5 protein-coding genes, 2 pseudogenes and 1 other annotated feature are annotated in these 7,445 nt (G+C 33.0%); of the genes and pseudogenes, 6 read left to right on the top strand and 1 reads right to left on the bottom strand.

The features are described 5' to 3' along the window. Positions 1 to 57: 57 nt before the first annotated feature. The 6 genes and pseudogenes from Q9R40_RS04515 (at position 58) to brnQ (ending at position 6,710) form a co-directional block, all read left to right on the top strand. On the top strand, positions 58 to 753 hold the full coding sequence (locus Q9R40_RS04515) for a response regulator transcription factor (protein WP_304676502.1): 696 nt from the start codon (positions 58 to 60) through the stop codon (positions 751 to 753). After that, entirely contained in the window at positions 746 to 2,098 is a 1,353-nt protein-coding gene (locus Q9R40_RS04520; protein ID WP_304676503.1) for a cell wall metabolism sensor histidine kinase WalK, read from the top strand. Before Q9R40_RS04515 ends, Q9R40_RS04520 begins: the two co-directional genes overlap by 8 nt. A gap of 130 nt (positions 2,099 to 2,228) precedes the next feature. Next, a complete protein-coding gene (locus tag Q9R40_RS04525) occupies positions 2,229 to 2,918 on the top strand; it encodes a PepSY domain-containing protein (RefSeq protein ID WP_304676505.1) in 690 nt (229 codons plus the stop codon). Between the two features lie 170 nt (positions 2,919 to 3,088). Beyond that, positions 3,089 to 4,020, top strand: a pseudogene (locus Q9R40_RS04530) (alcohol dehydrogenase catalytic domain-containing protein). 162 nt (positions 4,021 to 4,182) lie between these two features. After that, entirely contained in the window at positions 4,183 to 4,929 is a 747-nt protein-coding gene (locus tag Q9R40_RS04535) for a DUF4097 family beta strand repeat-containing protein (protein ID WP_304676506.1), read from the top strand. A 91-nt stretch (positions 4,930 to 5,020) separates the two neighbouring features. Continuing rightward, positions 5,021 to 5,266 (top strand) — a binding site (T-box leader). Positions 5,267 to 5,330: 64 nt separating this feature from the next. Then, on the top strand, positions 5,331 to 6,710 hold the full coding sequence (gene brnQ, locus Q9R40_RS04540) for a branched-chain amino acid transport system II carrier protein (protein WP_370648949.1): 1,380 nt from the start codon (positions 5,331 to 5,333) through the stop codon (positions 6,708 to 6,710). 96 nt (positions 6,711 to 6,806) lie between these two features. On the opposite strand, the pseudogene Q9R40_RS04545 reads toward brnQ, so the two are convergent. Further along, positions 6,807 to 7,445, bottom strand: a pseudogene (locus tag Q9R40_RS04545) (transposase); the annotation flags it as partial.

Here is a 7,445-nt window from a genome sequence, read left to right on the forward strand (position 1 = left end):
AATTGAATTTACTATTTTAAAGCAAGACTAAAGGTGTAGAAAGTAGGATGGCAAGATATGGAAAAAGTAAAAATTCTTTTGATTGAAGATGAGGAGAGTCTAGCTAGTTTTATTCAGCCAGAGTTTGAATTAGAAGGCTATGAGGTAGTCTGGGCTAAAGATGGTAAAGAAGGTCTTGAGCTTTTTGAAAAAGAAAAACCAACTTTAATCCTTTTAGATTGGATGTTACCTGTTTATGATGGCATCACTGTCTTAAGAAGAATTAGAAAAGTTAGTGACATTCCTATTATTATGTTAACTGCCCGTAATCAAGCTTCTGATATTAGTAATGCTTTAGATCAAGGATTGGATGACTATATGACCAAGCCTTTTGAAATAGAAGAGCTTTTTGCACGAATTAGAGTGATTCTTAGAAGATTAGAACGAGAAAAGAGGCACGTTGCCCTTTCTACCTTAGAATTTAGTGTTTTAAAAATTGATTTGGTTTCTCATAAATTTTGGTGCAAGGGTGAGGAAATCTACCTAACTCCAAAAGAATATGCGTTGCTATGCGAATTAATGAATGACCCTGAAAAAGTTAAAAGCCGGGATGAATTGTTAGATATCGTGTGGGGATATGATTTTGTTGGTCAAACTAACACAGTTGATGTCTATGTAAGAGCATTGCGAAATAAGTTAGGAAAATATCGTAATTTAATTAAAACGGTTCGTGGATATGGTTATTGCTTAAGAAAGGTGGACGGTAATGAATAAAAAAATAAGGACAACCTCCCAACAATTAACACAGTTGTTTCTGACTTTATTCATTATTATCCTCTTCCTAGTTAACTTAGCATTTGCTGGTATTTCAACAGCATTCATTTATAACAATGCTCATGAGCAAGCAGAAGAAGTTATTGATACAGTTAGTGATAATATTGATGATCATGATGAGCATAAGAATAAAAAGGAGTGGAAATTATTTCTCAATGCTTATCTTGCTAGACAAAGTAATGATGCGATTTCATTGAAAACTCCTAAGGGTAAGACTGTCTATTCGGAAGAGGGGGAAGAACTATTTGAAAAAGCAAAGAATCATAGGAATTACAATAATGTTGTTTTTATAGGAAATAGCGTCTATTATTTACAAACTGTAAATGAAGATGACTATCAAATTTCTGTAATTCTAAATGTTGATGATCTTTTCACCTTAATTATGCATTTATTACTTGCAATTATTATTTTAAATTTAATTGCTATCATTTGTTTGATTCCTTTAATTAAACGTTTTTCAAGGAAATGGAGTCAGCCACTAGAGAAAATAGATCAAGATATTGAGGCAATTGAACATCAAACAACGGCAAAAAAGAAAGTATTTGTTCCAAAACAGCCAGCAGAAATTCATCATTTAGCTCAATCTTTTAATAAATTGCTAGAGTATCAAGATAAGGCGATTCAACGTGAACAGCAATTTGTTACTGATGCATCTCATGAATTAAAGACTCCACTTGCTGCAATCCGTGGGCACATTAATTTGATTAAAAGACGTGGTAAAGACCATCCCGAAATTATTGCAAAGTCGCTCCAATATATTGACTCTGAATCAAGTAGGATGGAAATACTGGTTAATGAACTTTTGGAATTAGGACGAGCTAAGAAACAACACCAATCAATTGGCCCCATTGATCTAGTTCCAGTAGTTCAAAAAGAGAGTGAAATTCTTGAACAAGAATATAATACTTGTAGCGTCTATATTTCTAGTCCAACAAAACTTTTTTATCCAATTGAAATTAAAGATTTTCGCTTAATTGTTCATAATTTGTTAGACAATGCGGCCAAGTATTCTCAAGACAATGCCAAAATAAAGGTAGAATTGCAAAAAGATAATGGGTACTTAATTTTAAGAGTTAAGGATCAGGGAATTGGTATTAGAGAAGAAAATTATGATAAGATTTTTGATCGTTTTTATCGCGAAGATCAAGCTCACTCTAGTCAGATTAAAGGTACTGGAATTGGCTTAGCTATTGTAAAAGATATTGTCACCAAGTATCATGGAAAAATTAGTGTTTCAGCTAATACTCCTAAAGGGGCGATTTTTGAAATAAAATTACCACTCTAATGATTAAAATGAAAAAATCTTCATTTAATTTATATCTGCTCTTAGTTTTTTCATCCTTGTTTTTTCGTAAACTAAATATATAAAGTTAAGCAATAAAAAATAAATTTGAAGAAAAAGTGAGGATTCTATTATGAGAACAAACATTAAGAGATTATCATTAGGCGCAGCTGTTTTAGGATTAGCACTTGGTGGAACGAGTCTTAGTTTAATTAATCAAGCTCAAGCATCGACTGGTGGACAAGCATCGACTGAACAAACCCAAACTTCTAACTCAATCAATCTTTCTCAAAATGATGCAATTGATAAATTTAATGAAAAGTATGGCTCAAAATCAATTAAGGAGATTGAACTAAAAAATAAGAAAAATAAGTATATTTATGAAGTAGAGGGTTTTGATTCAGAAAAAGAATATAAAGTTAAAATTGATGCAAGTAACGGCAAAATTTTAAAAGCTAAGTCAGAAAACTTAGATGCAGATGATAAAGAAGAGGCCTTAGATCTAAATGGCTTAATAAGCCGTAGTGAAGCTACAAAAATTGCTCAAAGTAAGGCATCTGGTAAGGCTGTTAAGTGGTCTTTAGAAATGGACGATAGGCAACCAGTTTGGGAAGTTGAATTAAAAGATGGTAATAAAGAAACTGAAGTTAAGATTGATGCCAAAAGTCAAAAAATCTTAAAGACTAAGACTGATAATCATAAAAATGATAAGAATGATAAGAGAGAGAAAGATAAAGTAGATCATAAAGAAAATAAGAATAGCGAGAAAAATAAAACGGATCGTGAAGAAAGTAGGAATAACAACGAAGATAAAAATAACTAAGAAGGTAGAATCGGATCATATAGATCCGATTTTTTTGTAAAAGAATAATTAATTGTGAATTAAAGGATGCGAATATATACATAAAATAAATAGTAGTATTTTTTTAGAATTGTATGAGCTGCTTTTTTAATTTAAACTATGATTGTGAGTTAATGAAAACGAAATAGAATATAAAAGCATCAGTTTTTGTAGAACCTGGTAAAGTTGAAGCAAAAGAAGTAGAGAAGCCAAAGATTAATGGAGGAAATCAAGCTACTATTCGTGTGATTGGTGCGAGTGTTTGTGATTCAGATTTATGGTGGCTTAGAGGTATTGCCGATCGTGAATCTGGTTTATTGATTGGCCATGAAGCAATTGGTGTAGTTGAAGAAGTTAGTAATGATGTAACAGATATTAAACCAAATAACTTTGTAATTGTTCCATTTACTCATGGGTGTGTCTACTGTGTGGCATGTATTAAAGGATTTGAAGGCAACTGCTTAAATCAAAAGAGCCTGGAACAAATGGTGGATATCAAGCAGAATACATGAAATATCAACCAGTAAATTCAGGTTTATTTAAAATTCCTGGAAAGCCGGAAGACTACACTGATGATCAATTGGCATCCCTTCAAACTTTATCAGATGTAATGGTAACTGGTTATCATGCAGCTTTAAATGCTGAGGTAAGGCCTGGTTACACCGTAGCTGTAATTGGAGATAGTGCTGTTGGTCTTGCTGGTGTAATTGGTGCTAAGTTATTGGGTGCTGAAAAAATTATTCTTTTATCTCACAACGATGATTGTGCACAATTAGGTAAAAAATTTGGCGCAATTGATATTGTTTCGATGCGAGATGAAAAAGCTATTAAAGTAGAGTGGGTGTACCACATGCAGAACTTAAGTCAAACCAATTATTATGGAAGAATGTAGGTTTGCATGGTGGTATTTGCTTCTGTAACTAAACCTGATAAAGAAGTTTTATTACAAACAGTTCTTGATGGTAAAATCAATCCAGGTAAGGTATTTACCAAGAGTTTTGATTTAGATCATATTCAAGATGCGTATGAAGCAATGAATAATCGTGATGCAATTAAATCATTAATTATTGTTAATGATAAGTAGAATTTCAAAAGACAACTTAAATTTTATGTTTAGGTCGTCTTTTTTTGCATCTTAGTTATCAATTTTAGCCACTTAGTAAGAAGTTATTGAAAAATATTTGTATGATAGTAAAATTAAAGCTAAATAAAAATAATGAATGAATAATAAAATGAGGTGGCTGAAATGCTTTTCAATACAAGTGAGAAAACGAAGAATGAATATGTTAATGAGATCTTAAGTAACGATAGTTTTACTAATTTGAAACTTGATTTAATTGATCTAGACCTAAAAATTAAAGCAGGCGATCATTTTGAAGTTCATTATCGCGGACCGGTTGATAAGAAGCCAAGTCTAGCCTTCAATGAAAACTTGCTTGAAATTAAAGAACCTAAAGTAGAGCGTAAATCAGGTAAGTTTTGGAAAAAAGGAATTATTGAAATAAACATAGTTACCGATAAAGACAGAGCAGAGTTGGTAATTACTGTCCCAGAAGATCAACAATTACATATGTTAAATGCAAGCTCAGTAAGTGGTGATTCACGTTTAGAAAACTTAAAATTAGAAACTTTAATGGGGTTTGCAGTAAGCGGTGACTTAGATTTGAAGAATGTAGAAGTTGAAGATACAAAATTAACTACTACATCAGGAGATATTGATTGTACGAATGTAGTAGTAAACAAAGGAAAAGTTAAGCTAATAAGCGGAGACTTCAAGATGAAAAATAGTGAAGTAGGCGATGAGGTTAAGGTTTCAACTACTTCAGGTGATACTTTGGTTGAAAATACTAAAGTAGCGCAGTATCAACTCTCTACTTTAAGTGGAGATAATTCACTTTTTGGAAAAAGTGGTGCAGCTGCCCAAATAGGAGATGAAAACAATAAATCCCGTCTTATTTTGAGTACTTTATCCGGTGATAATACAGTTAGATAATAAACTTGATTTTTTAACAAGAAAAAATATAAAAAAATTATTGACATTTATGATGTTTATATTAAAATAATTATTAACAAATTTAATTAATCTGAAAACAAAGAGAAAGAAGAGTAGCTTAGTCTTAATTTACAGCGAGTCTCGTTAGGTGTGAGGAGATAAATTCTAAGATTAAATGAAAATCACTTTCGAGTTCTAATTCTTAATCTTGAGTAAGAAGAAGTGGGAGCACCCATTATAGTGCCAACGTATCGCCAAGTAATTGGCCGTACGCGAAAGGTATTGTTAGTGATAGCAATATAAATAAAGGGTGGTACCACGCTGAAGCGTCCCTTAATCAGAGTAATTTGGTTGAGGGACTTTTTTTGTATTCAGATATTTATTTTCTGGAGGGAAAGAATATGATGACAGAATATACATCGCGTAAATTAACATGGAAGGATTACCTAGTAGTTGCTTCCTTGCTATTTGGTTTATTCTTTGGGGCTGGTAACCTAATTTTTCCATTACATTTGGGACAACTTGCTGGAGCAAATTGGGGAACAGCTGCTGTTGGATTTTTAATCACTGGTGTATTACTGCCTTTATTATCAGTGTTAGCAGTTGCAATTACCCACGCTGATGGGGTTTATGATATTGGAAAGCCTTTAGGTGCAGGATTTGCAGTTGTATTTATGGTTTTAATCCATGCTACAATTGGACCTTTATTTGGTACTCCAAGAACAGCCACTGTTTCATTTACAGTCGGAATGGCACCATTTGTTCCTAAGAACATGCAAGGAACAGCCTTATTAGTCTTCTCTGCTTTATTCTTTTTAGCAGCCTTTGCATTTTCTTACCATCAAAACAACATCTTGTCTAACGTTGGTAAAGTATTAAATCCACTATTTTTATCTCTATTATTTTTAGTATTCGTTGTTGCTTTTGCTCGTCCTTTGGGTAACCCACAAACTGCAGCTGTAACAAGTGCTTACAAGCATGGAGCATTAGTTAACGGATTCTTAGAAGGCTATAACACAATGGATGCTTTAGCAGGTTTAGCATTTGGTATTACAGTTGTTACTGCTGTTCGTGGCATGGGACAAAAAGATGCTAAGAGCGTATCTAAAGTAGTTGCTAAATCTGGTTTATTGGCAGTTTTGGCTATCGGCTTTATCTATTTATTGTTAATCTTAATGGGTGCAATGTCCTTAGGTCGTTTTAAGGTTTCAGATAACGGTGGGGTGGCATTTAACCAAATCGTTAATGTTTATGGTGGTGTATTTGGTCAAGCCTTACTTGCTTTCTTATTAACTGTTACTTGTTTAACTACCGCTGTTGGATTAGTTGCAGCTTTTGCACAAGACTTCCATAAACACTTCCCACAAGTCAGCTACCATGCTTGGTTGGCACTTAGCTGCTTAGCATCATTCTTAGCCGCTAACTTTGGATTGGATACAATCATCGCTTGGTCAACGCCAATGTTGATGTTCTTATACCCACTATCAATGGTATTAATTTTATTATCTGTTTTTTCACCATTATTTGAAACAGATGGAGTTGTTTACTTCTTTGTAATCTTATTTACAGTTGTCCCAGCTTTGGGTGACATGGTAGTTGCTTTTCCAAGTGTTGTAAGTCAAAGCTCATTTGGTTTAGCTGTTGCTTCTCTTAGAAATCATTTGCCATTAGCTAACATGGGACTTTCCTGGCTTGTACCAGCTTTAGTTGGTTTAGTAGTTGGATTAGTAGTTCATTTTGTTAAAACTAAAAAAGTAGCTTCCGTTTTAGAAGAAGATTAAATATTTAGCTCTGCTGAAAATCAGCAGAGCTTTTTTGGAAAATAAATAAAATTGGCTGTTTGTCAAATCCTGTTGATGAATAGTTTGTAAAAAGAGTTAAGCAACTAGAAAATAGTTGCTTGGCTCTTTTACTTTAACCAAATTTCCCTCTAGTCTAATTCTAATTAATAAATGTCTAAAATTATTGTATCCGTAAGCGATACGCTCAATCTATTTAATTTTGCGATTGATAACTTCAAGACAGCCATTAGAATAAGTTGAGGCAATACCATTTAGGACACCAGAATAATTACGTTTAAAAGTTAATAGAGTTTGATGCATTTGTTTACCTACAGTTTGTTTTGAGTTAAGTAAGTGAATAATCTGTTTTTCATCTTTAATTTTGAATAGTAGTCATAAAGTCCTGCATAATCCAAGTGGATAATAGCAGTTAAGATCCATGGTCACTGTCTTAACCATTGAGCGAGTCTTAGGAGTAAACTTGTGAAAATATCGCAAAATATCAGGCTTAAAACGAGTCCTAAGAATTTGAACAACTTTGTGAATATCGCCATCTAGACAAATAAAGTGAAGCTTTTTGCTTAGAAGTGTTAGAAATATAGCAGTCTTTATTAATAAGATTAGACTGAGCCAGTGATCTTTTAAGGCAGGCATTACATAAAACGCGCTGCTTTTTAAGTCTGATAATAACTGGATGGCTAGCATCAGCAGTAATAAAGCGTACGTTAGAATTAT

Source organism: uncultured Lactobacillus sp. (assembly GCF_948948975.1).
GTDB lineage: Bacteria > Bacillota > Bacilli > Lactobacillales > Lactobacillaceae > Lactobacillus.